Raw genomic sequence first — 26,679 nt, 5'->3', positions numbered from 1 at the left:
CGATTCTTCTAGCTGCTACGCTCAGCTTGCAGAAGTCTATACTTTTTTTCGTTATATAGCGGCACCACTTTAAGTTGTAGATGGTCAAATTTCTTCGTATCAGCATGTAAAGGTGAATGTATATTGTTCAGTTGAAGTACATAGAAATAACAGCAGGAGGGACGTGTCGCATGTACACGAATGAACTTGAAAGAGATAAGAAAGTGATTATAGAGTGGCTGCGCCGTCTAGGTGTAGAATTCCATACATCGTTTCTAATCATCAATTCTGAAATAGAAAATCATCCCATCGTTTATGCAAATGATGCTTTCTACAAAATGATCGGCTATAGCGAAGCGGAAACGCTTGGGCGCAATGGACGCTTTCTGCACGGAGAAAAAACAGCGAAAGAAGCAAGTGATAAAGTACGTGCTTGCGTGGCTTCTGGTGAGAGTGGAGTAGTTGAAATCGTCAATTACCGAAAAAACGGCACACCTTTTTGGAACGAAATATCAATGGAGCCTTTGTCTTTTCCAGAGAAGAATTTCAATTTCACTTTGATGCTGCAGCACGATATTACAGATCGTAAGCGTGCGGAAGCGCTGATTAAACTTCAAAAAGAAACGTATAGAGGCATTGAAAAAGGACATATGCTCAGTGTGCTGTTGCAGGACATCTGTCATACAGCCGAATCGTTTTTTATTGATAGTGCAAAATGTACAGTTTTGTTGATCGATGATGATGAATTTTATAAAATCGGTGCAGCCAATTCTATGCCAAAAGGTTTTCAAGAAGCGATTAGTGGCTTAGCCGTTGAAGAAGATATTGGAACGTGCGGAGCTGCGTTTCATAGACAGAAATTAGTAGTTGTCGAAGACATGGGCACAGATTATCTATGGCGGAATCATCAGCAATTAGTGAAAGATTATGAATTAGTATCAAGCTGGTCCATTCCCATATTCAACGTTGAAGGAAAGACAATGGGTACGTTTGGGATTTACTTTTCTGTTCCATTGACTCCACACGAAGAAGATTTAGCCTTTATGGAAGAAATCGGATCCATTACTTCACTGGCGATCAAGTATTCTCAGCAGCAAGAAAAAATTCTGCGGCTTGCTTATGTCGATGAGCATACAGGATTGCCCAACCGAAATTATTTCAGAAATGAAGTCGCTGAACTGCTCAAAGAAAAACGAGAAGGCTTTATTGCCTTTATATCAACAGATGAATACGTCGCAGTAGTCGATCAATACGGTCACAGCACAGGAGATACCATTATGAGTGAAATCGGCAAACGGTTGATGCTGTCACAAAATTCTTCTGAGGGCTTGATTGCCCGGTTTTCAGATTCAACGTTGGCCATGTTTAGCATGATGCCATTCACTAAAATCCCGGAATATTTAGAGCATCTGTTGCAGGGGCTAGTCGAACCGATTACTGTTGGCGATATGGAATTATTTCTAACTTTGAAAATTGGTGTAGCAGTTGTGACTCCTCATCAAGAGAATTCGGAAGAATTGATTCGTTGTGCAGATAGTGCTTTGTCTCAGGCAAAACTTCGAACAGGCGAAGCGATTTGTTATTTTGAGAGTGAACATGATGAGTTTATGATGAAATACCTGCGTGTGGCTAATGAATTGACCGCAGCCCTCAGGCGCAATGAAGTGGGCGTGCACCTGCAGCCGAAAGTCGATTTGGCAACTGGTGAAATTTTAAGCTTTGAAGCGCTCGCTCGCTGGACTTCACCGGACCTTGGCACGATTCCGCCGGATGTCTTTATTCCAGCAGCTGAAAAAAATGGCAAGATTCGTTTGTTGGAGCAGAACATCTTACAGCAAGTGTTGGACTGGATGAAAAAAAGAGTAGAGCAGGGCTTGAAGGTTCGACAAGTAGCTATCAACATATCAGCAGATCATTTTTTCCATCATTCATTTGTTCCGCATCTGATGGATATGACTGCCGAGTATGGTATTGATCCACAGTGGATTCAATTGGAAATTACAGAACGAATTGGCTTTGTTGATATCGAGACAGCCAATAAAGTATTCAAACACTTGAAGCAGTGCGGCTTTACTACGTCGATTGATGATTTTGGAACAGGTTACTCATCACTCAGCTACTTGCAAAAACTGCCTGTCGAAGAATTAAAAATCGATCGTTCATTCATTTCGAATATGAATGAGCCAGGAACATTGGCAATTATTCGAACCATCATCCAGCTTGCAGAAAACCTGAACATGCGTGCAGTAGCAGAAGGTGTGGAAACGGAAAAAGATCGTCAAACATTGTTGGAGCTTGGCTGCAAAGTAGGGCAAGGTTATCTGTTTTATAAACCGATGCCACTGAATGAAGCGTTTTTCTTGTAACAGAAAAACTTGTTAGCAACTGAACATTAATTGCGTTAGCTCAAAAATGAATGGCGCTGATGGTTGTCCGAAAATTTGATGCCAAGAAAAGCTGGGGAAGTTATCCTGGCTTTTTTTTTGTGAAATAAACCATAGGTGAAAATAACTGAATAATGCTAAAGCAATATCTGACAACTTGGGCTACTGGTTTTCTGTTATACTATTTAAGATAATATTTGAAAAGGAGAGATAGGCCATGGGAAAAGTATACGTTTTCGATCATCCGCTGATCCAACATAAAGTAACGTACATCCGTGATAAATCTACAGGCACAAAAGAGTTTCGTGAATTGGTGGATGAAATTGCTACATTGATGGCATTTGAAATCACACGCGACTTGCCATTAGAGGAAATCGACGTGGAGACACCAGTTCAAATGGCGAAATCTAAAGTTTTAGCAGGAAAAAAATTAGGCGTTGTGCCGATTTTGCGTGCAGGAATTGGAATGGTAGATGGAATTTTGAAATTGATTCCAGCTGCTAAAGTTGGACATATTGGGTTATACCGTGACCCGGTTACGTTGCAGCCGGTTGAGTACTACTTGAAATTACCTTCTGATGTACAAGAACGAGATTTCATCGTAGTTGATCCAATGCTTGCTACAGGCGGATCAGCAATCGAAGCAGTCAACTCTATGAAAAAACGTGGAGCCACAAAAATCCGTTTCATGTGCATCATCGCAGCTCCTGAAGGTGTAGAAGCTTTGCAAAAAGCTCATCCGGATGTGGATATCTACATCGCAGCGCTTGATGAGAAATTGAACGAAAAAGGATATATCGTACCAGGTCTTGGAGATGCTGGCGACCGATTATTCGGAACAAAATAAGAGAGCGAGGTATATCAGCTTGACGAAAAAATGGAAAGTAATGACGATATTTGGTACGCGGCCTGAAGCCATTAAAATGGCACCGCTTGTGTTAGAACTGCAAAAACATCCAGACACCATTGAGCCATTAGTCACGGTGACGGCGCAGCACAGAGAAATGCTGGACCAGGTTCTGGAGACATTCGGTATCACGCCTGATTTCGACTTGAACATTATGAAAGATCGCCAAACATTGACTGATGTGACAATGCGCGCGATGCAAGGGCTTGATGAAGTTATGAAAAAAGCAAAACCAGATATCGTACTGGTTCATGGCGATACGACAACAACTTTCGCCGCTAGTCTTGCCGCATTTTATAACCAAGTTGCCATTGGACATGTAGAAGCGGGTTTGCGTACGCACAATAAATACTCGCCATATCCTGAAGAAATGAACCGTCAATTGACGGGAGTCATGGCAGACATTCATTTTTCACCAACTGAAAAATCTGCTCAAAATCTGCTTGCTGAAAACAAAAAAGAAGAAACCATTTATATTACAGGAAATACAGCGATTGATGCACTTCAAACAACGGTGCGTGAAACGTATTCGCATCCAATTTTGGAGAAAATCGGTACGGATCGTATGATTCTTTTGACGGCACATCGTCGTGAAAATTTAGGCCAACCGATGCGCAATATGTTCCGTGCCATCAAACGTTTGATCGAAGAGCATGACGATATTCAAGTAGTTTACCCGGTGCATATGAATCCGGCAGTACGTGAAGTAGCAGATGAGGTATTGGGTCGCGATCCGCGTATCCATTTGATCGAACCGTTGGAAGTTTTGGATTTTCACAACTTTGCAGCACGTTCGTTCTTTATCCTGACTGACTCTGGTGGCATTCAAGAAGAGGCGCCATCACTAGGTAAGCCGGTATTGGTCCTGCGTGATACGACTGAACGCCCTGAAGGTATTAGTGCGGGAACGCTTAAGCTTGCGGGAACGGACGAAGAAACAATTTACGGAATGGCCAAAGAATTGCTGACGGATGAAGCGGCTTATAAAGCAATGTCGCAAGCATCTAATCCATATGGAGACGGTAAAGCATCTGCTCGGATTGTAGAAGCATTGCACACTTATTTCTCGAAGTTGTAAAAGAGTGAATCGCCGATTCCACTTTTCGTGTTGTCCAGTTGCATCGGCTAGCTCCTCGGGGTCTTAAGTCAGCCTGGCTGTGTGGCTGAAAAAACGCCACTTCGCCATTCTGCCTTAAGCCTGTCGGAGCTAAAATAGCCGATTCCACTTTTCGTGTTGTCCAGTTGCAAGTGCCCAGCTCTTCGGGATGTAAGCCACTCCGGCTGTGCGGCAAAGAACGCCGCTTCGCCAGATTGTCTTACACCTGTCAGAGCTAAACAAGCACTTTCACTTTTCGTGTTGTCCAGTTGCATCGGCTAGCTCCTCGGGGTCTTGAGTCAGCCTGGCTGTGTGGCTGAAAAAACGCCACTTCGCCATTCTGCCTTAAGCCTGTCGGAGCTAAAATAGCCGATTCCACTTTTCGTGTTGTCCAGTTGCAAGTGCCCAGCTCTTCGGGATGTAAGCCACTCTGGCTGTGCGGCAAAGAACGCCGCTTCGCCAGATTGTCTTACACCTGTCAGAGCTAAACAGGCACTTTCACTTTTCTAGTTAAAGTTTGTCGACAATATGTCAGAGGGAAATCGCTTGTGAAGTTTTTCACTTCTACTAATTGACATGATTTTACCCCTAATGTATGCTTACAAAGGGTATGCATGAGAAGGTTTTCTTACATAGAATATGTAATTTGGAAGCCTGATGCGACTACTCTTTTTGAGGGTGTAATGTCAAATCAACGAAGTTCGAGGGGGTTGTCATGCGCCCAACAAAAAGGCCCTTGCAAGCGATGGCAATTTACAGCGCCATCCTCTCACAACTTGTCGGGTCCGTACTCATCGGGGTGTTTACAGGTATGTGGCTCGATGAAAGGATCGGAACCGCCCCGTTTTTCATGATCATCTGCCTATTCATAGGCATTACTGCCGGTGTTTGGGCAATGCTTCAGACTGTCCGCAAATTCGAATCAGGAGACAAGTGAAAATGGATGGACTTAGGGAGATATATACAAGGCTGAAAAAGATGATCCTTTTCATCTTAGCGTTCTACGTTATTGGTTGGGGGTTTACCTCTTATCAAGAAGTGTTCGCAGGTCTCATCATCGGAACTTTGTTCGGCATTTACAACATGTGGATTCTCGTTCGTCGGATGGAGAAATTCGACCGAGCGGTGGCTGAAGGCTCGAAAGTTCGTTCGCTTGGAACGGCATTACGGTTTGCATCAGGTGTTGCAGCTGTGGCGATTGCCATTTTATTCGCAGAGCACATTCACTTGGTCAGTACAGTAATTGGGTTGATGGTCCCTTATGCTCTGTTATTAACAGAGCGGATTGTTTATCACGTGAAACACCATTAAGAATGTGGAAAGAGAGGTGAAACTATCGTGGAACATGGCGCTCCTATGCTCAAGGTGTTCGGGATCTGGTTCAACCTATCGAACGTTATGATGCTACTTGTAGCCGCTCTTATCGTCTTCCTAATTGCTTTTGTCGCTACACGGAATTTGCAACTCAAACCGACGGGTATGCAAAACTTCATGGAATGGATCATGGATTTCGTGAAAGGGATAATCAAAAGCAATATGGATTGGAAAGATGGTGGCCGATTCCATGTTCTTGGAATCACCCTGATTATGTTCATTTTTGTGTCGAACATGTTGGGTCTTCCATTTGCAATAGTTGTCAACGGAGATCTGTGGTGGAAATCACCAACAGCTGATCCGACGGTAGCAATGACACTAGCCGCAACGGTACTAGTTTTGAGCCATTTTTATGGGATCAAGCTAAAAGGACTAAAAGGATATGGCGGAAGCTATCTTAAGCCCATGCCATTCCTATTTCCTTTAAAGATTATTGAGGAATTCGCAAATACGCTGACACTCGGTCTGCGTCTTTACGGTAACATCTATGCGGGGGAAATCTTGTTAACTTTGTTAGCAGGCCTCGCATCAGCAAGTGCTTTCGGATTTGCAACAGCTATTTTACCAATGATGGCGTGGCAAGGGTTCTCGATCTTTATCGGGGCAATCCAATCATTTATTTTCGTTATGTTGACGATGGTCTATTTATCGCATAAAGTTGCCGACGACCATTGAGTATAAACTGCTCATCGAGCAAACAAAAAAACAACTATCCTGAGGAGGACACATTACAATGACAGGTTCATTAGGTTTATTAGCAGCAGCAATCGCAGTAGGTTTAGCAGCACTAGGCGCGGGTATCGGTAACGGTCTTATCGTTTCAAAAACAGTTGAAGGTATCGCTCGCCAGCCAGAAGCTCGTGGCGTATTACAAACAACTATGTTCATCGGTGTTGCATTGGTTGAGGCATTGCCAATCATCGCTGTAGTTATCGCGTTCATCGTTATGAACCAATAGTATTTTTATACAAAAAGTTAAATGGTGGGGATGCTTCGACATGGTTTTCGCCATTTAAACTTGTATGAACTAGTATTTTTCAGAAACACAACTTACGAAAATAAAAGATCTTACTATAGAAGAAATTGCATTTTAGGCTCTTGAAGGGAGTGAAACAATCGTGTTTTTTGATCACCTCGTACTCGGTGCAACCGGGGAGTTTTTGAATATTGGAGACATTCTCGCTACACTTGTGATCTTCATTTTACTAATGTTGCTATTGAAGAAGTTCGCATGGGGTCCTTTGATGGGCATAATGCAGCAACGTGAAGATTTGATCAAGAGTGAGATCGAAACTGCTGAAAACAGCCGTCTAGAATCACACAAATTGCTTGAAGAGCAGCGCAGCCTTCTTAAAGATGCGCGTACGCAAGCACAAGAAATCGTTGAAAACGCTAAAAAGCAAGGCGAAGTTTCGCGTGAGGAAATCATTACAACTGCACGTGCTGAATCTGCTCGCATGAAAGATGCTGCAGTTCAGGAAATTGCTAACGAAAGAGATAAAGCGATTTCAGCTGTTCGTGAAGAAGTTGTGGCATTGTCACTACTTGCTGCTACGAAAGTGCTTGAAAAAGAAATCTCTGAGGAAGACAACCGTCAGTTGATTAATGAAACGATTGCGAAGGCAGGCGAAGTTCAGTGAGTCAAGTTGCAGAACGCTACGCTTTAGCATTGTTCCAAGTCGCTCAAAAGCATGAATCGTCTTTGGCAATTGAACATGATTTACGTGAAGTGAAAAAAGTCTTTGAAATGACTCCTGAACTTTACAATTTGATTGTTTCTCCAAAACTTTCAGCTGATAAAAGAACAAACTTAATCAATGAAGTGTTTCATGAGGCAAATCCGTTTGTCGTTAACACACTTCAATTGATGGCAGAACGCAAACGTCTGAACGAAGTTGGCTCATTGGCTGATGAGTTTATTGCTTTATCTAATCATGCACAAGGAATCGAAGATGCAGAAGTATATTCTACACGTCCATTGACTGAAGAAGAACGTGCATCGATTTCTTCTGTATTCGCTAAAAAAATTGGTAAACAATCTTTGCGAATTGAAAATATTATCGACCCATCGTTGATCGGTGGATTACGTATTCAAATCGGTAACCGTATTTATGACAGCAGCGTGAGCACGAAACTGGCACGCTTGCAACGTCAACTAATCGGTTAATTATGAAATTATGAGAGGGTGACATACATGAGCATCAAAGCTGAAGAAATCAGCGGTCTGATTAAACAACAGATTGAAAATTATCAATCAGAGATGAAAGTTGACGACGTTGGTACTGTAATTACCATTGGTGATGGTATCGCGCGCGCTCATGGCCTCGACAATGTCATGGCTGGAGAACTTGTAGAGTTCTCAACTGGTGCTATTGGTATGGCGCAAAACTTGGAAGCCAACAACGTTGGTATTATTATCCTTGGCCCTTACACAGACATCAAAGAAGGCGATGAAGTACGTCGAACTGGCCGTATTATGGAAGTACCGGTAGGACACGAACTTATCGGACGTGTAGTAAATCCACTTGGACAACCTGTTGACGGTCTTGGACCAATCAACACAACAAAATCTCGTCCAATTGAAAGCCCTGCACAAGGTGTAATGGCCCGTAAATCGGTTCATGAGCCACTTCAAACAGGTATTAAAGCGATTGATGCACTTGTGCCAATCGGTCGTGGACAGCGTGAGTTGATCATCGGTGACCGTCAGACAGGTAAAACTTCTGTAGCGATCGATACGATTTTAAACCAAGCTGACCAAGATATGATTTGTATCTATGTGGCAATCGGACAAAAAGAATCTACTGTACGTAACGTAGTAGAAACTTTCCGTAAAAATGGAGCATTAGATTACACAATCGTTGTAACAGCTTCAGCTTCACAACCAGCTCCATTATTGTACTTGGCTCCTTATGCAGGTATTACAATGGCAGAAGAATTCATGTTTGAAGGCAAACACGTGTTAATCGTCTATGATGATTTAACAAAACAAGCATCTGCTTACCGTGAACTTTCACTACTACTTCGTCGTCCACCAGGCCGTGAAGCTTACCCAGGTGACGTTTTCTACTTGCACTCACGTTTACTAGAACGTGCTGCAAAATTAAACGAAACTCTTGGTTCAGGTTCTATCACAGCATTGCCGTTCGTTGAAACGCAAGCTGGCGATATTGCTGCATATATTCCAACAAACGTTATCTCGATTACAGATGGTCAGATTTTCCTTCAGTCGGATCTATTCTTCTCGGGTGTACGCCCAGCGATCAATGCGGGTCTTTCTGTATCACGTGTTGGTGGTTCAGCTCAGATCAAAGCAATGAAAAAAGTTGCGGGTACATTACGTCTTGACTTGGCTGCTTTCCGTGAACTTGAGTCATTCTCACAGTTTGGTTCAGATCTTGATGCTGCAACTGCTGCGAAACTTGAGCGTGGAAAACGTACAGTTGAAGTCTTGAAGCAAGACTTGAACAACCCAATCAAAGTTGAAAAACAAGTTGTTATTTTCTACGCGTTAACTCGTGGATTCCTTGACGATATCGCGATCAACGACATTTCTCGCTTTGAAGCTGAATTGACAAGCTGGTTAGATCTAAACCACACAGAAATTTTGGATACTATTCGCACAACTCAAGGATTACCAGCTGATGAAGCATTTGCTGCAGCGATTAATGAATTCAAACGCACATTTGCAAAATCTGAGTAATACCGAGTTCGAATAAGAAGAAAAAATAATAAGGTGGTGAAATACCAGTGGCATCATTACGCGATATAAAAAACCGAATTACGTCAACGAAGAAAACAAGTCAAATCACAAGAGCCATGCAAATGGTTTCTGCATCTAAACTAAGCCGTGCGGAAGTAAACGCGAAAGCGTTCGTTCCATACATGCACAAAATTCAGGATGTTGTCGCATCTATCGCAGCTGGGTCTTCAGACACTAGCAACCCGATGATGATTGCTCGCCCTGTAAAGAAAACCGCTTATTTAGTGATTACATCAGATCGTGGGCTAGTAGGTGGATATAACAGTAATATTCTTCGTACTGTTATGGCTAAAATCCGCGAACGCCATACATCTAATGACGACTTTGTAATCCTCAGCGTTGGCCGGAAAGGAAAGGAATTCTTTGCAAAGCAAGGAATGACGATTCTTGAGAGTGCAATCGCACTTCCGGATCATCCGACGTTTGCGGACATTAAAGAAATAACGCGCAAAGCTGTTGGTATGTTCTCAGATGGTACGTATGACGAAGTTTATATGTACTACAATCACTTTGTTTCAGCTATTCAACAAGAAGTCACAGAGAAAAAAGTCTTGCCGCTGACGGATATTCAACCGACAGGATCAACTGCATCGTATGAGTTTGATCCTTCAGCAGAAGCAATTTTGGAAGTTCTACTTCCTCAATACGCAGAAAGCTTAATCTTTGGGGCTGTTCTTGACGGCAAAGCGAGTGAACATGCTGCATCCATGACAGCAATGAAGAGCGCGACTGATAATGCGTCTGATTTGATTAGTGGACTTACACTTCAATACAACCGTGCACGCCAAGCAGCAATCACACAGGAAATTACAGAGATTGTCGGCGGAGCATCTGCTTTAGAATAAAACATACAGAAGTATTCATGTAGACTCGACAGGCTAATGGCGAAATGCACTAGAAATTTTATTTCTAGAGTAAATTGCCTGAGAGCCTGTAAAATCTAGATGCTACATTCTAAAAAGCGAGTATCCCGTATAGGGAATTTTATAAAAAAGTAAGACAGGAGGGAACAGCATGAATACAGGACACGTTCTTCAGGTTATGGGACCTGTTGTAGATATCAAGTTCGCTAACGGACAGCTACCAGCTATTTATAACGCCTTAACTGTAAATATTGATCGTCCCGGCCAAGATCAAGTCGTTTTAACGCTTGAAGTGGCTCTTCACCTTGGTGATGATTCAGTCCGTACAATCGCGCTGGAATCCACTGATGGATTACAACGTGGTTCAGTAGTAACTGACTTGGGCAAAGCAATTTCTGTTCCAGTTGGAGATGTAACATTAGGCCGTGTATTCAACGTGCTTGGTGAAGTTATCGATTTAGGGGAAGAAATTCCAGCAGCAGTGCGTCGCGATCCGATTCACCGTTTAGCACCTACATTTGAGCATCTTTCCACAGAAGTTGAAATTCTTGAAACAGGTATCAAAGTTGTCGATTTGCTTGCACCTTATATCAAAGGTGGTAAAATCGGTCTCTTCGGTGGTGCCGGTGTAGGTAAAACAGTTCTTATTCAAGAATTGATTAACAACATCGCACAAGAACACGGTGGTTTATCCGTATTCGCTGGTGTTGGTGAACGTACACGTGAAGGAAATGACTTGTTCTTTGAAATGAGCGATTCTGGCGTTATTAAGAAAACGGCTATGGTTTTCGGCCAAATGAACGAGCCACCGGGTGCACGTATGCGTGTTGCTTTGACTGGTTTGACAATGGCAGAATACTTCCGTGACGAACAAGGCGCAGACGTTCTTCTATTCATCGATAACATTTACCGTTTCACACAAGCAGGATCTGAGGTATCTGCATTACTAGGCCGTATGCCATCAGCAGTTGGTTACCAACCAACACTTGCTACTGAAATGGGTCAATTACAAGAGCGTATCACGACGACAAGCAAAGGGTCAGTAACATCAATTCAAGCAATTTATGTACCAGCCGATGACTATACGGATCCGGCTCCGGCTACAACTTTCGCTCACTTAGATGCAACGACTAACCTTGAGCGTAAACTTTCTGAGATGGGTATTTACCCAGCAGTGGATCCTTTGGCATCAACTTCTCGTGCATTGTCACCAGAAATTGTTGGCGAAGAACATTACGGAATCTCGCGTGAAGTTCAAGAAACTTTGCAGCGCTACAGAGAATTACAAGATATTATTGCAATCCTTGGTATGGATGAGCTAAGTGATGAGGACAAGCTGACGGTTAACCGTGCACGCCGCGTTCAAAACTTCCTTTCTCAAAACTTCCACGTTGCTGAACAGTTCACAGGCCAAAAAGGTTCTTATGTTCCAGTTCAAGAAACGATCAAAGGATTCAGAGGAATTCTTGATGGAAAATATGACCACTTGCCAGAAGATGCTTTCCGTTTAGTTGGACGCATTGAAGATGTTATTGCAAAAGCAAAAGGCATGGGCGTAGAAGTCTAAAACCAGGGACCAGGAGGGAAAAAAATGAAGACCATTACAGTCAATATTGTCACTCCCGACGGCCCGGTATACGATTCAGAAGTATCTATGGTTATTGCAGTTACAGCAACAGGTGAGATGGGTATTTTACCAGGTCACATTCCAACAGTAGCTCCTCTTGGAATCGGTGCAGTCCGATTAAAGAAAGACAACTCGACAGAATTAGTTGCGGTAAACGGCGGATTTCTTGAAATCCGTCCTGAAAAAGTGACTATCCTTGCACAATCGGCTGAACGCGCAACAGACATCGATCTGTCTCGTGCTCAGGAATCCGCTAAACGTGCAGAAGCACTTTTACAGGCAAATAAAGATGAAATCGACTTTAAACGTGCAGAATTGGCGTTAAAGCGTGCGATGAATCGTATCAACGTTTATGAGGGTAATGTTTAAAGAAAAGCGTAAGAGCCCGTGTAGATTCGACGGGCATAAGACGCACTGACGAAGCGGCGTTCTTTGCCGCACAGAAAGAAAAGTGAAAGTGCCTGTTTAGCTCTGACAGGCATAAGACAGACCAGTAGTGTGGCGACTTTTGCCACACAGCTGGGTTGCCTTATGACCCGAAGAGCTAGGCACTTGCAACTGGACAGTCAGAGTGGCTTATGACCCGAGGAGTTGGCCGTTGGAACTAGAAAATAAAGAAAAGCAGAAGCGGGCAAAAGGGCAATTGACTTTTGTCCGCTTTTTCAATTTATGAAAGGATGGATAACATGGAAAACATGATTGGACAAACAGCATTGATTTCTATTTTTAGCCATATTTTCTTCACCGGGGTTGCTTTTTATGCGATGCGTGCATTAATGTTTGAAAAATTTATTCACAAGCATCATGTGTTACAGGCCCAAATTCTATATATTTTTCTTAGTATTTCAATAGGGACAATGGTATCTACTTTTTTCCTAAATATTTCATCTTGGTCTAGGCAATTGCCTTATCTGTTTTAAAATTGCCGTTTTGCCATGGCCTTGAAGTTCATAGCTGTGGCAAAACGGCAAAATTAATATTTCCGGGGAAATAAAAGAGTGTATAAGGTTTACGCTAATGACAGAGGGGAAAAGGTTTAGTAGAAATACTTTTAAAACATGACTTTTAGCCTTAACGGACATAAAAGTGAATAGGTATACGAACAATGTAGTGTTCCGATTAATAATAGAACAAAATGAGAGTATAGTTGCTTGTTTTTTATTAAAAAAAAAGGTAATATGAATAAGGTTTTGGTTCTAAATAATGACATTGGACTTTTAATTGTAGATGAGATATATAGATGAATATTAAACATATGGAGGGCATATTAGTGGATCAGATTATTGTAAAAGGCGGCCAAAAGTTAAAAGGAAAGGTACGGGTAGAAGGTGCTAAAAACGCAGTTCTCCCTGTATTGGCTGGAGCATTATTGGCTTCTAAAGGCTCAAGTGTAATTAAAGAAGTACCGAATTTAGCAGATGTATACACAATCCAAGAGGTCTTGAAAAGCTTGAACGTTTCCATTGAGTATTTCCCAGAAAAAAATGAAATGTTAATTGATTCTTCTGCAACGTTATCGAGCGAAGCACAATTTGAATATGTACGTAAAATGCGTGCCTCAATTTTGGTAATGGGACCAGTTCTTGCGCGTAATGGTTTTGCTCGTGTAGCGTTGCCAGGTGGCTGTGCAATTGGATCACGTCCCATCGATCAGCACTTAAAAGGTTTTGAAGCAATGGGTGCGAGCATTACATTTGGGAACGGATTTGTTGAAGCAAAAACAGTAGGTCGTTTACGTGGTGCGAAAATCTATTTGGATTTTCCGAGTGTAGGCGCAACTGAAAATATTATGATGGCTGCTGCTTTAGCAGAAGGCACAACACTTATCGAAAATGCTGCTAAAGAACCTGAAATTGTTGATTTAGCTAATTACATAAATGAGATGGGTGGTCGCGTTATTGGCGCGGGTACAGATACGATGCGCATCGAAGGGGTAGAAGAGATGCATGGTGCTGAACATTACATCATCCCAGATCGTGTTGAAGCAGGAACGTTTATGGTCGCAGCTGCAATTACAGAAGGCGATGTAACGATCGAAAACGCTGTGCCAGAACATATGACAGCTTTGATTTCTAAAATGGGTGAAATGGGTGTTGATATTCAAGAAACAGCAGAAGGATTGCGTATCCGTGCAAGTCGTCCGCTCCGTTCAATCGATATCAAAACAATGCCACATCCAGGATTCCCAACAGATATGCAATCGCAGATGATGTCATTAATGCTAACGGCAACTGGCAATGGTATTTTGACGGAAACAGTTTTTGAAAATCGCTTTATGCATGTGGAAGAATTCCGTCGCATGAATGCTGCAGTTAAAATTGAAGGACGTTCGGTAATTATGGAAGGTCCCTCAAAGCTTCAAGGAGCTGAAGTTGCGGCTACAGATTTAAGAGCTGCGGCTGCATTGATTCTTGCGGGACTTGCTGCAGATGGAATTACACGAGTAAACGAACTTTATCATTTGGATCGCGGCTATGTTAACTTTCATTTAAAACTAGCAGCTTTAGGCGCAGACATTGAGCGTGTAACTACTGAACAGATTGATGTTAAAGTTGAGCAATTGGTCTAATACGTTTATAAAGGGCTTGCGGCACTGTTTACCAGTCTCGCAAGCTTTTTTAATTGGTGTGAATAAATCGAGGAATTTTTGTCAATGAGATCTACATTATGATAAAATACTCTGTTAAGAGAATCTTTTTGAAGGTACATAAAAATGGTGGGAAATTTTTGTCAATGAGGAGTTTTCTATCGTTGAGTAGTAGGGAAGTCAAACGGATTTGTGCATTTTGTACATATGCCGTTCGAAAAGCGCTAGATTATAAGTCGTCAAACGGAATAACTGGTTTAAAAGGAGTGCGAGCTTAATGTTTTCTAAAGATATCGGAATCGATCTAGGGACTGCAAATGTATTAATATATGTTAAAGGCAAAGGAATCATTTTGAACGAACCTTCAGTAGTAGCCATGGATAAGAAAACAAATGAAATCGTGGCTATTGGAAAAGAAGCGCATAAAATGATTGGTAGAACGCCAAAACACATTGTGTCTGTCCGTCCATTGAGAGATGGAGTAATCCACGATTTTGATGTTACTGAAGCAATGCTGAAGCACTTTATTCATATTTTAAAGTTAAAGGGTTTTATGTCAAAGCCACGCATTCTAATATGTTGTCCGACGAATGTCACGAGTATTGAACAAAATGCAATCCGTGAAGTCGCAGAAAAAGCAGGTGCCAAAAAAGTGTACGTGGAAGTCGAACCAAAAGTAGCGGCAATTGGTGCCGGTCTTGATATCTATCGACCAAACGCCAGCATGGTCATTGATATTGGTGGTGGGACGACGGATATCGCAGTTTTATCTATGGGGGATATTGTCACAAGTGAAACCATTAAAATAGCCGGTGACCGCTTTGATCAGCAGATAATGACTTATATTAAACATCACCATAAGTTGTTGATTGGTGAAAAAACTGCCGAAAAGATTAAGCAGGAAATTGGGACAGCAGTATCGTGTACCAAAGCAAAAGAAATAGAAATACGTGGACGTGATCTGTTAACGGCTTTTCCAAAAACGTTGATCATTACTTCACCGGAAATCGAAACTGCTTTACGGGATTCGATTCAATCGATAGTTGAAGCAGCGCGAATGGTATTGGAGAAAACGCCACCTGAACTAGCGTCAGACATTGTTGAAAGTGGCGCAATTTTAACGGGTGGTGGCGCATTAGTGGACGGGCTGGATCAGTTATTAGCCGAAAAATTAGAAATCCCTGTTTCAATTGCCGAAAATCCATTGGAATGTGTTGTGTTGGGAACGGGTCTGATGCTGGAGGCAAAAGAAAATATTTTTCGCCACAGAAAATAAGGGCAATCGGCAGATAGTCAAAGTAGAATATTCTAGTTATACTAACTACAGTTTATCTATTCGAGTTTTGTTTGGAATTCGATAATTCAGTAGATGGAAAGGTTGACGGAGTGAATGGCTGAACTGAAGAAAAACTTTTCTCTTCGAAAAAAAACGTCTAAAGATGCAGCAAGTACAGAGAATCCGAAAAAGACGTGGTGGGTTCAAATACGGCTGTTTCCAATCTGGCTTCGTATTATCATTGTCATTGCATTGATTGCGTTAGCGGTTGTTTTAGGCGTCATGATTGGCTTTGGTGTCATTGGTGATGGTGAACCGGCTGATGCGCTGAAATGGGAAACTTGGCAGCATATAGTAGATATCATGAGTGGCAAATAACGAAAAACTTCACCTAGTAGATGGCACTTGAAAAAAGAGTAGTAGACACTGTAAAGTAAGATAAAAGGAGCTGGATCAATTGTTGACAACAGAACAAATTCAAGCAATTTTACCTCATCGCTACCCATTTTTGATGGTAGACCGCATTTTAGAAATTGAAGCTGGCAAGAAAGCTGTTGGCTTAAAAAACGTATCGGCAAACGAAGAGTTTTTTAATGGGCATTTTCCAGGGTACCCTGTTATGCCGGGTGTTTTAATCGTTGAAGCGCTCGCACAAGTTGGTGCAGCCGCTGTTCTACAACTAGATGCCAATAAAGGCCGTCTAGCATTTTTTACAGGCATCGACAACTGCCGATTTAAAAGACAAGTTGTGCCGGGCGATCAGTTGCGTTTAGAGGTAGTATTGACAAAATTGCGCGGTTCAATGGGCAAAGGTCATGCAATTGCTACAGTGGATGGGGAAATTGCGTGCGAATGCGATATTCTCTTTGCACTGGGACCAGTAGCTTCAGCAGAGTAAGTTGCTAAAGCTGCACATCTAAATTTGGCGTTTGGAAATGGAGGCTAGTCATATGTACAAATCACTGCCACCAAGTGTGAAAAGCAGTATTACAAAATCCATCTCGAAAGTATTCGAAAAATACATGACTCAAATTGAATGGCAAGAAGAGAAATACCAGTTAGTCGATTTTCTGGCTGCTTGGAAAGCATATATTGAAAATGAGGCAAAGTGGTATAAACAAGTACCGGAAGAAACGAAGCTTGCTCCTGCATTTCACGAAAGTATTGCAGAAAGAATCAATCAAACAATTGAACGGATAGTAAACGAACCCCCTTCTGAAGAACAAGTTGCCCGCATTGAAGCCAAACAGGAACTTTTACATACCTCTTATGACTATGCATGCAGAGCAGAAGCGGATTTTATTGAAGAAAAGCTGGTAAAAAAATCACTCGATTAAAGTTTGAGTAAACGAATAAACATCGCTTCCATTCATTTAAGAATAAAAAAGCTGTTCCTGAAAGTCAGAATGTAGACTTTCAGGAACAGCTTTTTATATGGGATTTTAAGGTGCCGTTAAGTTTCGTCTTTACGAAGCCCTGGCCGCGTACGCATATCGATTTCAAAGCGTTCGAGTAAGTCTTGGCCTTCAAGTCCATCTTCTAGCAACTCTGACAGCAAAGTTTCTGCGTATTTTCGACGAGCTCGTTTTAGTGTACCTTTCATTAAGACTGAAACATGATCACCCATGATTTTCACATCATGAACTTCTACTTCAAAAGGGGCAGGTTCGTTTCCAGGATAAGAAATGACAACTTGGACGGCGACCGTCTCTTTTGTTTTTTTTAGCTGATCAAACGTATCTTGATGTTCTAAATCAATCAGCATTTCAAGAATCCACGAGCGTTCACTATTTTCTTGGTTGATGATGATGCCGTCATTTACCGGATAATCCGTCACTTGGTCATCTTTTTCAATACCCAATGACAGCATTTTAAATGTTTTCATTTAGCAATGCCTCCTATACAACTTTGTTTCAGTATAGCATATAGAAGATTTGGCTGGCATACCGAAAAAGCTTGTTTGGAAATATCCAGATTCTACTAAAAATCAGTTTTGATTTGCAGTGCACTCGTATGAAAACTGAACAAACTCAACTAATAGCAGCGAAAACTATTTTTAGCAATCGATCAAAAATGAAATATGATAGAGGAAAAGCCCCAAAAAATTATTTTTCCTACTTTGCAAAGAATTCAATCTTCTTAGTATGCTCTAGTTAAGCAAAGGGGGTGAGAAAATGAATCAAGTTGGGATTGTAGGGCGTTTAACAAAAGATCCATCCATGCGAGTCATGAATGAAGGTCGGATACATACTTCCTTCATCGTTGCAGTTTCGAGAAACTACAAAAATCAGAAAGGAGAAATAGAAACAGATTTTGTACTTTGTTCCAGCTGGGGGAAACCGGCGCATAATGTCTCGAAATACTGTGTCAAAGGTTCACTCGTCGCAGTTACAGGACGTCTTCAGTCACGCTCCTACGATAAAGAAGACGGCACACGTATTTATGTGACAGAAGTACTCGGTGATCAAATTCGATTCCTGGATAAAAGAAAGTCACAAGAAGAAAATGCTCCGCAGTCAGAAGTGCCGCAAAACGATGCAGACTTCGATTTCCAACCGCCACAAACTGAACAAATCAATGCATAAATGAGTAAACAAAGGAGGCACTTAGCTATGCCAAAAGATGTGCAGCTGCAGCTAGAAGTGCATATGGAGCAATTAATCAAACTAACGGCTTTGCTCCATCAACGATTGGCAGAGGCCGAGCGGGAACTAAGTGAACTAAAAGTGATTTTCCGTTCGATTCAAAAAGGGTGAGTATTCGCGTCTAAAAGGGGAAATCCGGCCAGGTGGGGACCTGGCCGGATTATTTAACGCTAGTTAAAGTGTGTAAGTAAATAATTCTTTCAAGTCGTGATCAGAAAGGTCGGTCATCCATTGACTGGATTGAATAAATTCTTCTGACATCGATTGTTTTTGAACCAATAACGAATCAATTTTCTCCTCAATCGTCCCGATTGTCACAAATTTATGGACATGAACAAATTGGGTTTGACCAATCCGGTAAGCACGGTCAGTCGCCTGATTTTCCACAGCTGGATTCCACCATCTGTCTGCATGTAAGACATGCGTTGCGGCTGTTAAGTTAAGGCCCGTACCGCCTGCTTTTAAAGACAAGATGAAAATCGGGAATTTTCCAGCTTGGAACTGAGCCACTAAGGTATCCCGTTGTTGTTTTGGCATGCTGCCTGTTAAGAATGGCACTTCGTGTCCGTATAATTCATTGATTGCCTGTTGCAACAAATGTCCCATCCCGATGTATTGCGTGAAAATCAAACATTGTTCCCCGCGTTCAGCAATTTCTCCGGCCAAGGTCACAATGCGCTCCAGTTTTTGAGAACGAGGCAGAACTTCAGCAGCGTTGGTATACGGCTCTTTCAAGTAAAGAGACGGATGATTACATAGCTGCTTTAATTTACTAAGCATTTTCAAGACTAGTCCTTTTTTCTCGAATCCTGTGAGCGTCTCCATTTTCTGCACCGTATCCTGGACAAGTCCTTCGTAAAGAGCCGCTTGCTCTGGTGTTAGTGGACAATATTCCAGCTGTTCTTGTTTTTCAGGCAAGTTTAACTGAAGATCCGGATCTTTTTTCGTCCGGCGTAGCAGGAACGGCTGAATCCGCTGACGCAATTTTTCTTTGTGTTCTTCAGAATTATCCCGTTCAATTGGAATCATAAAGTTCTCCTGGAATTGCTTAATCCGATAGAGATAGCCTTTGTTGATAAAATCGAAAATTGACCACAATTCAGACAAACGGTTTTCAATTGGTGTTCCTGTCAAGGCAATGTGATGGTCACCTTTGAATTTTCGAATGGTCCGGGATTGTTTTGTGTACATATTCTTGATGTTCTGCGCTTCATCGAGTGTAATACTCGACCAGTGCAAGCTTTGCATTTCCTCACCATCCGAAGAGGCGATGCCATAAGTCGATAAAACAACATCCGGTTTTTCTTCAGCTAAGAAGGCATTAAATTCTTCGCCTTTCGGACGGATGCTTCCGTAATGAGTGACGACCTTTAGCTCAGGCGCAAAACGTTCTAATTCTTTTTGCCAGTTGCCGAGCACTGAAGTTGGGCAGACGATGAGCGATGGTTGATCGGGATTTTTTCCATGGACATGAAGCAAGTAGGTGATCAACTGAACCGTTTTTCCAAGCCCCATATCATCTGCCAAACAAAGTCCAAAGCCTTCTTCACGCATAAACACCAAATAATCGAAACCAATTTTCTGGTAAGGACGTAGCTCTGTCAATAAATTCTGTGGCAAGGGTGTCTCAGGTAAGTCGCGTTTGTCCAGTAGTTTATCCAGCAATGTTTTTAGCGATCGGTTCAAATGGAATTCAACTAATGGATCTTCTTCATCAGCCGTTTCCTCCAACATGATATCAGGGACATTTTGGAACAACATATCTTTGATTGTCCAATCAGCATCTTCTGCTTCTTCAATCATCTTCCGCAATTGCATCAATAAGTTTGAATCGACACGCACCCATTCGTTCCCAATACGAATAAATTCTTTGTTCTCAGACACTAAGCGTTGGAAATCTTGCATGCTCAGCTCATGACCATTTAAGGAAAACTGCCAGTCAAAATTAATGATTTGATCAAGCCCGACAACCGATGCTTTTTTGATCGGTGAATTGACATTCGCTTTGACGCGGATTTTTGATTCTTGAACAACTTTCAACCAAGACGGAATGGACACTTCAATACCAAAAGCTTGCAAAATTTCTGCATCATTGCGCAGAAACTCAAGAATTTCTGCGTCTGTCCATTCGGTATGGTAAAAGCGATCTTCATCAAAACTTTCTATAGAAGGGCATAAACTCAGTAGCAACGATTGACGTTTTTTGATATCTTCAGCAAAAGAGCGCCATTTCTCTGGTAAAGCTTTATCGATGAGTTCATCTGCACGGCGCTTAGAAGGAGACCAGTAAACACTGCCACGCTTCGAACGCATAACCACTTTAAAAGACCAAAATTCATTAGCATCCGGTTCGCTCAGCTGCACTGCTACGACATAATCGTCAGCATCCGGTAACCCTTGCCAACCTGCTTGTTGAACAAAGCCTTGAATATAAGGAAGTTGGGCTACTGATAATCCTTTTTGGCGCAATTGATGTTGAATGGTATCAGCAAGAAACGTTCGAATTTCACTATCGCCGTAGGCATCATGAATGATAATATTATTTTCTTCAATCGTCACGTGATCCCATAGCTTAGGATCACTTAACGAGTCTGCCACTTTTCCGGCAAGCTTCAACCAGCCCTCATCTTCAGCGCGCTGTCCGACAAATGTAACGTAATGGTGAGGTTCGCTTTGAAATAGACGAACAAAATCAGCGGGAGTCAAGACCAAATCCAGGCCATCAGTCTGTGCAGTCAAGCCAAAAAAGCTGTCTTTATCCAGAAAATATAAATACGACTTCCAGATTTCAGGAGGAATCCGGTTGCCGGCTTCATTGACCGCTTGAATACGGAAAAGTTCTCCACGGGTAATGGTTAAATAGTAGAGACGGCTTCCTTCAGTTTGGAATTGATTCATATAAGATTTCCTTTCTCGATCTCTTCTTGCAGTGCACGCAGGCGTTTGTTCTGTGTCCGGATTTCAGCAATATAAGCAGTCCAAAAATCTAGTTGACCACTCTTTTTACAGGCTGCTTTCATCTTTTTCCAGATTCGGACCGCTTGTTTGTAGCTTGGACGGTTCCGTTCTTCAAGGTGAGCCAGCGCGTATCGGTGAAAGAGCGGCAGCACATAGTCAGGTGCCTCATTTTGTACTTCTTTAAGACCGCACTCCTCTGCAAAATACAAAGGGGAATTGTGAAGGTGATGCAATTCTGCCCACTGTTTATATAATTGCTTTTCGATTAAATAAGCAGAGTACGCAGGCAACCCATAATGACCAAACTGCTTGAATAGATCTTCCCAGTCTAATTCGCTTAATTCGATTTGTGAAAACAAGCGACTGAGCGTTCGAACATATTGATGCCGGTATTGTGTATAGAGTCCTTCAAAGAGAAATGTTTTTACGTGAGGCTTGATGGCCAAGAGAATACTGGTCAGCGCTTGTAAGTGCCCTTCATTTTCAGCAAGAACAGCTAAAGCGACCCAGTCGTGTGTTTCGTTTGGCGATATTTTTTTAACGTCCAATTCTTTCTTTAACAAAACGGCAAAAAAAGTTTTTAAACGTTCATCCGGATTTTTAAAAGCCAACAGTTCTTCTTCACGCAATCTGCTCGTAGTAAACAAGGTAGTCCAAAATAATTCGTAAAGTGAAAAACGCTGTGAAAACGATTGATCTTTTTCTTCTATAAACTCTCGGATTATGATTTTCAAGTGTTCAAAAAAAGCATCTGTTTCGAATGTCCGGTGCTGCACACGCAGTTGCTCAAGCAAATCCCGCAATGCATGGATTTCGTCATCAAACCAAGTCTTAAAAAACGAATGGTGAACTTCTTGTGTACCCGTGATAAAAGTCGCCCATACTTCCGTCAAAGAAATAAAATGAGCATAAGTGCGGTAAAGAACCTTCCACTCACGTTCTAAAGGCATATAAGACAATGCGTTTTTCAAACGACCATCATACATTTGTTCAAAATAAAAATAATTGCGTGTTGTGTAATCTGGAATTTCATCGCGCCAGATGCTGCGGATTAGCTTTGTCCACTGCTCAGGAGAGCGTTTCTCAGCTAATAAGGTGAGTTGTTTATTTTCAGGTTCACGCCAAGAGGTTACCCATTCTGAAAGAGAACCGATTTTTTGATACAGCGCAAAAATGACCGCCAATCGGTGGCGGCACATGGGCTCCTGTGGACAAGCACAAATTGCCGTAAGCTTGTCAAAGTTCAAAATAACCTTCACTGCATGAGCATCTTTTACAATAGCTTCAAGTAATAAGCGTTCTTCGTTAAATGATTGAATTTGTACACCATCGTGTCGCACTAAAAAGACTGCTTTTCGAACCATTTCTTCATCCAACGCACGAGTCGGTAGAAGTGATTTGTCGATAGCAGCCATATAATTGTGAATCGTATCTTCGAATCTTTTCGCTAGGGATTGAACCGTAGCCATATGCATCGCCCCAAAATAGACTTTCCTTCTATTATACGACTTTCAGACTGCTCCGTAAACGGTGAACAATCGTTTAGTGCAGCATAGCCTAAAAAATAGCGAATTTATTTCTGCTTAGTCCTCTTTTTGTGTAAGATAAATGGTATTATAAAAGTTATAAAGACCTAATTATATCGTTTTGGATAGGAGAATGATAGTTGTTCAATTCGTTTGTTTTAGAAATTCCGGACTTGCGTTCTGTTTTGCATCCGAAGGACGTTGGAGCTTGGGAAGTAGTCTATACGAAGGATGAATTGGTGTTTGGTAAAATCAGTTGGCAAATTTCATCAGATGGTGATTGTTACAGTATCCATAACCCTCAATTGTTTCCAGAGCACCTAGCGCAAATACAGATTGATTTCAAAATGAACCGAATCGTTTTTTACAAACGGCAATTATCTGATGAGGAGTTTCATGTTTTGGTGGCATGTATTTTGGAACAACTATGTATTTATATTGAGCCAAACGAAATGCATTTTATGGTCACCACTCCACGTCACCGACATCAACGAACGCGCACGAAAAAATAACAACGCGATTCTCCTGTGCCTACCAGCTAACCTATTTTGGTTAGTTGGTAGGCTTTTTCGTATTAAGTATTCTCTTGGCAGAGATAGATCGGTATAGAGTGCGATTTTGTAAGTAGTCGTGTGTGAGGAAGAACCTTTGTTCATCGTACTTAGTGAAAGAGATCTGTGCTTCAACTTCGTAAGAAAAAAATTTCGGGAGGATCTGAAAGAACGATGAATCACAGAAATAGCATAAAAGTTGTGACAAAAAATGTTCATAAACGTCTACTAAATAAGAAGTTTGTTATGCAATTCTATATTCGAGAAGAGACTTTTGTGCTATAATTTATGTAATCAGAATATTACAAATAAATAGGGGGGTGAGTCATATGTTGCATGTAAAACTCATGAAGCCATTCTATACAAAGAAAGAAGGGCATCTAGTAAAGTTTGTGTTTGCTTATCAGTACTTTTCAATTATGAAAGATGATGAGTTGTTTCACTTTATTCCCGTAGAAGGCAAAGAGATTATCGTCAACCTCAATACCTTTCAAGTAGAAAACCTTTCGGAAGTGTTCGTCTTCCAAAAAGGCAATCGCTTTATCCGCTTGCCTCTGTATCAATTGCTGCTCGTGTCGGATATCCACAAGCATCTTCAAGCAATATTGCAAGAAGAAAGAGATGAATTGATTGAAGTGAACGAACAAACAAGAAAAGAAGCAACCGATGCTATTTACTTTTTAGAGCAGGAAAACTACGGTCGCCTGATCGATGAAGCATTGAGTACAGGAAACCGAGCGATGTTCGATGAGTTATTAACTCAGCAGCGCGAATTACAACAATTACATGGAGGTTTGTAAAGTGGAATTAGTAGCCTATGGATAAAAAACGTCTTTCCGGATTGTAAGGGGGAAGGCGTTTTTGAATGCAAAAAAAAGCATGTTAAAAGCTCTTTTCCATTTGAATCGGAAAAGAGCTTTTAAGTATCTACGTTAATCATATGTCACCCCTTACATTAAAGTGTAGAAATTGATAAATAGCATAACGGCTGTTGAGCCAGCTACTCCGATTGCAAGATCTCCCCAACCTAGTTCAAGTACTTTATCGAAATTCATAATCATCCGCTCCTTTTTTGTTTTTTTATGGAGATCTTACAGGTAAGTTACGGTGTTTGCTAACTTGTTTTTAGTATAAATGAATGATTTGTGATAAACATCGTACAAAATAACTAAAAATTCTAAAAAATAAAATAAAAAGGCTCTTTTTATCCTGTTCTTGGATAATCTCGGCGTCCGGTGGATTGAACTATGTTATGTGTATTGGTACATTGAATCATAAGAACGGAACAGAAATGAATAGCAAAGGAGTTTTTCAATGAAATTTTATTTGTCTATGGACATGGAAGGCGTCACAGCATTGCCGGACTATACCTATGTAGATGCTAAAGAAAAAAATTACGAACGTGGACGTCATTTGATGACAGCAGATGCCAATGCGATTATTCATGGTTTAGTGGATGCGGGTGCTGACAAGTTGTTGGTCAACGACAGTCACTCGAAGATGAATAACCTAATTGCTGAGGAGTTGCATGAAAGAGCGGAGTTGATTACGGGTGGAGTTAAAGCGTATTCTATGGTTGAAGGTTTAGATAGTAGTTTTACAGGTGCTTTTTTTGCATATCATGCATGAGCAGGACAAAAAGGGGTTATGGCTCATTCCATGGTTTTTGCGGTGCGATCAATGTGGATTGATGACGTCGAAATTGGTGAGCTTGGTTTTAATGCCTATGTTGCCGGCTACTACGGGGTACCCGTATTGTTAGTAGCAGGAGACGATTGTGCGTGCAAAGAAGCACAAGCATTAATTCCGAACATTACCACAGCAGCTGTTAAACAATCTCTAACGCGTTCAGCGGTGCAAACTTTGCATCCGAAAAAAGCACAACAGCTTCTACAAGCACAAACTATACGCGCAATTGAGAACCGGGAAAATGTTAAACCACTCGTTCCACCGGACAAACCGCTATTAAAAATCGAGTTTACCAATTACGGTGAAGCAGAACTTGCCGCCATGATGCCGGGGTGCGAATTACAACAACAGACGACCATTGTTCATTTTCAAGCGAAAGATATACTAGAAGCTTACCGTGCCATGTTAGTAATGACGGAACTTGCGATGCAAGCAAAGTTCTGTTGAATCCCGATTTCAGTAAACAGTGTGTCTGAAGGGGTATACTGAAAAAAACGTTAGTACATAAAAGGAGTAGATGATTTTGCGTAAATTACCAAGTCGATTAAAAAAAGGGGACTTAGTAGGTGTCATCGCGCCTTCGAGTCCACCCAATCAAGAAAGTCTTCAGAAAGCTTTACCGTTTTTAGAAGAGCTCGGCCTAAGAGTCAAACTGGGAAATTCCGTGACTGCGGTCAATGGTTATTTGGCAGGAACGGATGAAGAACGTTTGGCCGATTTGCACGCGATGTTTGAAGACCCAGAAGTGTCGGGCATTTTTTGTGCGGGTGGCGGCTACGGGGCGGCGCGTATAGCAGACCAAATTGATTACGCCATGATTAAAGAAAACCCGAAAGTGTTCTGGGGCTATTCGGATATTACCTTTTTACATACAGCTATCGGGGAATACGCCGATTTGGTGACGTTCCACGGGCCAATGTTAGCTTCAGATGTTGGCAAACCAGAATTCCATGAACGCAGTCGCCGCATGTTCAATCAATTGTTTGAACCCTTCGAATTGCATTACACAGAAGAAGTCACGCCTCTCGAAACACTGGTCGGAGGGGTCGCTCAAGGCGAACTTGTCGGAGGCAATTTGTCTTTAGTCCGCAGTGCAATTGGCACCAAGTTCGATTTGGATGTGAAGGGTAAGATTTTACTGATCGAAGAAATAGATGAGGAACCGTATGAAGTGGATGAAATTTTAAACCAGCTGCGCATGGCGCGGAAATTTGATGAAGCAGCAGGCATTGTTATTGGCGATTTCAAAAACGCTGAGCCAAATAAACGACAACCTTCGTTGACATTAGATCAGGTAGTCGATCATTACTTTAGTCAATTGAAGATACCTGTTGTCAAAGGCTTTAAAATTGGCCATTGTGAACCCCATTTTTCTGTACCACTTGGTGCGCTTGCACGTTTAGATGGCGATGCCAAAACCTTGACTATTCTTCCTGGTGTCGAATAACTGGTTC

Annotated in this window: 27 protein-coding genes and 1 pseudogene; 25 read left to right on the top strand and 3 right to left on the bottom strand. The window is 41.7% G+C overall.

The genetic code is table 11. From position 1 onward, the window contains the following. The first annotated feature begins 170 nt into the window (after positions 1 to 170). The 19 genes from FQ085_RS03695 (at position 171) to FQ085_RS03605 (ending at position 17,193) form a co-directional block, all read left to right on the top strand. Positions 171 to 2,345, top strand: coding sequence for an EAL domain-containing protein (locus FQ085_RS03695; RefSeq protein WP_149455971.1), 2,175 nt, complete (start codon positions 171 to 173; stop codon positions 2,343 to 2,345). Between the two features lie 235 nt (positions 2,346 to 2,580). Further along, a complete protein-coding gene (gene upp, locus FQ085_RS03690) occupies positions 2,581 to 3,210 on the top strand; it encodes a uracil phosphoribosyltransferase (protein WP_058384461.1) in 630 nt (209 codons plus the stop codon). 19 nt (positions 3,211 to 3,229) lie between these two features. Beyond that, positions 3,230 to 4,348 carry a non-hydrolyzing UDP-N-acetylglucosamine 2-epimerase gene (gene wecB, locus FQ085_RS03685; RefSeq protein WP_058384462.1) on the top strand — a complete coding sequence of 373 codons (1,119 nt, stop codon included), beginning with the start codon at positions 3,230 to 3,232 and terminating at the stop codon, positions 4,346 to 4,348. A 733-nt stretch (positions 4,349 to 5,081) separates the two neighbouring features. Next, the gene (locus tag FQ085_RS03680; RefSeq protein ID WP_058384463.1) at positions 5,082 to 5,303 is read left to right on the top strand and encodes an AtpZ/AtpI family protein; all 222 of its coding nucleotides are present in this window, start codon (positions 5,082 to 5,084) and stop codon (positions 5,301 to 5,303) included. 2 nt (positions 5,304 to 5,305) lie between these two features. Further along, complete coding sequence (locus FQ085_RS03675; protein ID WP_058384464.1) at positions 5,306 to 5,677, top strand: ATP synthase subunit I; 372 nt, start codon at positions 5,306 to 5,308, stop codon at positions 5,675 to 5,677. 27 nt (positions 5,678 to 5,704) lie between these two features. Beyond that, positions 5,705 to 6,415 carry a F0F1 ATP synthase subunit A gene (atpB, locus tag FQ085_RS03670; protein ID WP_058384465.1) on the top strand — a complete coding sequence of 237 codons (711 nt, stop codon included), beginning with the start codon at positions 5,705 to 5,707 and terminating at the stop codon, positions 6,413 to 6,415. 58 nt (positions 6,416 to 6,473) lie between these two features. Continuing rightward, the gene (gene atpE / locus FQ085_RS03665) at positions 6,474 to 6,698 is read left to right on the top strand and encodes a F0F1 ATP synthase subunit C (RefSeq protein ID WP_006829234.1); all 225 of its coding nucleotides are present in this window, start codon (positions 6,474 to 6,476) and stop codon (positions 6,696 to 6,698) included. Between the two features lie 160 nt (positions 6,699 to 6,858). After that, the gene (gene atpF, locus FQ085_RS03660; protein ID WP_058384466.1) at positions 6,859 to 7,380 is read left to right on the top strand and encodes a F0F1 ATP synthase subunit B; all 522 of its coding nucleotides are present in this window, start codon (positions 6,859 to 6,861) and stop codon (positions 7,378 to 7,380) included. Continuing rightward, positions 7,377 to 7,907: a F0F1 ATP synthase subunit delta gene (locus FQ085_RS03655; protein WP_058384467.1), complete on the top strand. Its 531-nt coding sequence runs from the start codon at positions 7,377 to 7,379 to the stop codon at positions 7,905 to 7,907. The genes atpF and FQ085_RS03655 overlap by 4 nt, the downstream gene beginning before the upstream one ends. 27 nt (positions 7,908 to 7,934) lie before the next feature. Then, complete coding sequence (gene atpA, locus FQ085_RS03650) at positions 7,935 to 9,443, top strand: F0F1 ATP synthase subunit alpha (protein ID WP_149455970.1); 1,509 nt, start codon at positions 7,935 to 7,937, stop codon at positions 9,441 to 9,443. A gap of 47 nt (positions 9,444 to 9,490) precedes the next feature. Beyond that, a complete protein-coding gene (atpG, locus tag FQ085_RS03645) occupies positions 9,491 to 10,348 on the top strand; it encodes an ATP synthase F1 subunit gamma (RefSeq protein ID WP_058384469.1) in 858 nt (285 codons plus the stop codon). Between the two features lie 169 nt (positions 10,349 to 10,517). Continuing rightward, positions 10,518 to 11,933 (top strand): F0F1 ATP synthase subunit beta, encoded by a 1,416-nt coding sequence (atpD, locus tag FQ085_RS03640; RefSeq protein WP_058384470.1) that lies wholly within the window; start codon positions 10,518 to 10,520, stop codon positions 11,931 to 11,933. A gap of 24 nt (positions 11,934 to 11,957) precedes the next feature. Continuing rightward, a complete protein-coding gene (locus FQ085_RS03635) occupies positions 11,958 to 12,362 on the top strand; it encodes a F0F1 ATP synthase subunit epsilon (protein ID WP_058384471.1) in 405 nt (134 codons plus the stop codon). Positions 12,363 to 12,679: 317 nt separating this feature from the next. Continuing rightward, positions 12,680 to 12,913 carry a DUF1146 family protein gene (locus FQ085_RS03630; RefSeq protein WP_058384472.1) on the top strand — a complete coding sequence of 78 codons (234 nt, stop codon included), beginning with the start codon at positions 12,680 to 12,682 and terminating at the stop codon, positions 12,911 to 12,913. Between the two features lie 350 nt (positions 12,914 to 13,263). After that, entirely contained in the window at positions 13,264 to 14,562 is a 1,299-nt protein-coding gene (gene murA, locus FQ085_RS03625) for a UDP-N-acetylglucosamine 1-carboxyvinyltransferase (RefSeq protein ID WP_058384473.1), read from the top strand. Between the two features lie 295 nt (positions 14,563 to 14,857). Further along, positions 14,858 to 15,856, top strand: coding sequence for a rod shape-determining protein (mreB, locus tag FQ085_RS03620; protein ID WP_058384474.1), 999 nt, complete (start codon positions 14,858 to 14,860; stop codon positions 15,854 to 15,856). Between the two features lie 114 nt (positions 15,857 to 15,970). Then, on the top strand, positions 15,971 to 16,234 hold the full coding sequence (locus FQ085_RS03615; protein WP_058384475.1) for a DNA-directed RNA polymerase subunit beta: 264 nt from the start codon (positions 15,971 to 15,973) through the stop codon (positions 16,232 to 16,234). A gap of 79 nt (positions 16,235 to 16,313) precedes the next feature. After that, on the top strand, positions 16,314 to 16,754 hold the full coding sequence (fabZ, locus tag FQ085_RS03610; RefSeq protein ID WP_058384476.1) for a 3-hydroxyacyl-ACP dehydratase FabZ: 441 nt from the start codon (positions 16,314 to 16,316) through the stop codon (positions 16,752 to 16,754). 52 nt (positions 16,755 to 16,806) lie between these two features. Further along, positions 16,807 to 17,193, top strand: coding sequence for a hypothetical protein (locus FQ085_RS03605; protein ID WP_071153058.1), 387 nt, complete (start codon positions 16,807 to 16,809; stop codon positions 17,191 to 17,193). A 116-nt stretch (positions 17,194 to 17,309) separates the two neighbouring features. Here FQ085_RS03605 and FQ085_RS03600 read toward each other — a convergent pair whose 3' ends face one another. Continuing rightward, positions 17,310 to 17,741, bottom strand: a complete 432-nt coding sequence (locus FQ085_RS03600; RefSeq protein ID WP_058384478.1) for a YwpF family protein — start codon at positions 17,739 to 17,741, stop codon at positions 17,310 to 17,312. A gap of 289 nt (positions 17,742 to 18,030) precedes the next feature. Here FQ085_RS03600 and FQ085_RS03595 point away from each other — a divergent pair, with 289 nt between their 5' ends. Together FQ085_RS03595 and FQ085_RS17980 are read left to right on the top strand one after the other, a co-directional pair. Continuing rightward, complete coding sequence (locus FQ085_RS03595; RefSeq protein ID WP_058384479.1) at positions 18,031 to 18,441, top strand: single-stranded DNA-binding protein; 411 nt, start codon at positions 18,031 to 18,033, stop codon at positions 18,439 to 18,441. Between the two features lie 27 nt (positions 18,442 to 18,468). After that, the gene (locus FQ085_RS17980; protein ID WP_169793176.1) at positions 18,469 to 18,612 is read left to right on the top strand and encodes a hypothetical protein; all 144 of its coding nucleotides are present in this window, start codon (positions 18,469 to 18,471) and stop codon (positions 18,610 to 18,612) included. 63 nt (positions 18,613 to 18,675) lie between these two features. Here FQ085_RS17980 and FQ085_RS03590 read toward each other — a convergent pair whose 3' ends face one another. Further along, on the bottom strand, positions 18,676 to 21,399 hold the full coding sequence (locus FQ085_RS03590; RefSeq protein WP_058384480.1) for a DEAD/DEAH box helicase: 2,724 nt from the start codon (positions 21,397 to 21,399) through the stop codon (positions 18,676 to 18,678). Further along, positions 21,396 to 22,928: a hypothetical protein gene (locus tag FQ085_RS03585; protein ID WP_149455969.1), complete on the bottom strand. Its 1,533-nt coding sequence runs from the start codon at positions 22,926 to 22,928 to the stop codon at positions 21,396 to 21,398. Before FQ085_RS03585 ends, FQ085_RS03590 begins: the two co-directional genes overlap by 4 nt. 197 nt (positions 22,929 to 23,125) lie before the next feature. On the opposite strand from FQ085_RS03585, the gene FQ085_RS03580 reads away from it, so the two are divergent. The 4 genes and pseudogenes from FQ085_RS03580 (at position 23,126) to FQ085_RS03565 (ending at position 26,672) form a co-directional block, all read left to right on the top strand. Further along, positions 23,126 to 23,497: a long-chain fatty acid--CoA ligase gene (locus tag FQ085_RS03580; protein WP_149455968.1), complete on the top strand. Its 372-nt coding sequence runs from the start codon at positions 23,126 to 23,128 to the stop codon at positions 23,495 to 23,497. 368 nt (positions 23,498 to 23,865) lie between these two features. Continuing rightward, positions 23,866 to 24,336 carry a transcriptional regulator gene (locus tag FQ085_RS03575; RefSeq protein WP_149455967.1) on the top strand — a complete coding sequence of 157 codons (471 nt, stop codon included), beginning with the start codon at positions 23,866 to 23,868 and terminating at the stop codon, positions 24,334 to 24,336. Between the two features lie 514 nt (positions 24,337 to 24,850). Further along, positions 24,851 to 25,672: pseudogene (locus FQ085_RS03570) on the top strand (M55 family metallopeptidase). Between the two features lie 76 nt (positions 25,673 to 25,748). Further along, the gene (locus FQ085_RS03565) at positions 25,749 to 26,672 is read left to right on the top strand and encodes a S66 peptidase family protein (RefSeq protein ID WP_058384484.1); all 924 of its coding nucleotides are present in this window, start codon (positions 25,749 to 25,751) and stop codon (positions 26,670 to 26,672) included. Positions 26,673 to 26,679 lie beyond the last annotated feature (7 nt).

Origin of the sequence: Planococcus sp. ANT_H30, from assembly GCF_008369335.1 — a bacterium.
In the GTDB taxonomy this organism is placed as follows: domain Bacteria; phylum Bacillota; class Bacilli; order Bacillales_A; family Planococcaceae; genus Planococcus; species Planococcus kocurii.
This window is presented reverse-complemented; position numbering and strand designations above follow the sequence as displayed.